General features: G+C 53.2%; 1 pseudogene. It reads right to left on the bottom strand.

Annotation, left to right across the window (positions count from 1 at the left end):
- A pseudogene (locus AAA938_RS20130) lies at positions 1 to 880 on the bottom strand (hypothetical protein); the annotation flags it as partial.

Genomic DNA, 880 nt, shown 5'->3' with positions numbered 1-880 from the left:
CCTCAACCGTCCATGTCACCAAAGTCTCGCCAAGCGGGAAGACAGCCGGTGCATCATTGGACACAGAGGCTACCGAACAGTTGTCTGCTGTTTCAGGGGTGCCCAAATCCACTCCACTTGCTTCGCAAAGTCCAGCATCCGTTGATACTGTGATTGCTCCCGGTGCAGTAATGGTCGGCTTCTCGGTATCGATCACCGTTACCAGTTGGGTAGCTGTTTCAATATTGCCCGAAGCATCAATTACCGTCCATGTCACCAAAGTCTCGCCAAGCAGGAAGACAGCCGGTGCATCGTTGGATACAGACGCAACTGAACAGTTGTCTCCGGTTTCCGGAGTGCCCAAATCCACTCCACTTGCTTCGCAAACTCCCGAGTCGGAAGAAATAGTAATTGACTGCGGTGCAGTGATGGTCGGCTTCTCGGTATCGATCACGGTTACCAGTTGGGTGGCTGTTTCAATATTGCCCGAAGCATCTTCAACCGTCCAGGTTACCAAAGTCTCGCCAAGCGGGAAGACTGCCGGTGCATCGTTGGACACAGAGGCTACCGAACAGTTGTCTCCGGTTTCCGGAGTGCCCAAATCCACATCGCTTGCTTCGCAAACTCCCGAGTCAGTGGAAACGGTAACCGCTTGCGGTGCAGTGATCGTTGGTTTCTCCGAATCAACCACTGTGACAAGTTGGGTAGCAGTTTCAATATTGCCCGAAGCATCCTCAACCGTCCATGTCACCAAAGTCTCGCCAAGCGGGAAGACAGCCGGTGCATCATTGGACACAGAGGCTACCGAACAGTTGTCTGCTGTTTCAGGGGTGCCCAAATCCACTCCACTTGCTTCGCAAAGTCCAGCATCTGTTGATACTGTGATTGCTCCCGGTGCAGT

Source organism: Algoriphagus taiwanensis (assembly GCF_036245645.1).
In the GTDB taxonomy this organism is placed as follows: Bacteria; Bacteroidota; Bacteroidia; order Cytophagales; family Cyclobacteriaceae; genus Algoriphagus; species Algoriphagus taiwanensis.
The sequence above is the reverse complement of the archived record's forward strand: the minus strand, read 5'-3'. Positions and strand labels throughout refer to the sequence as shown.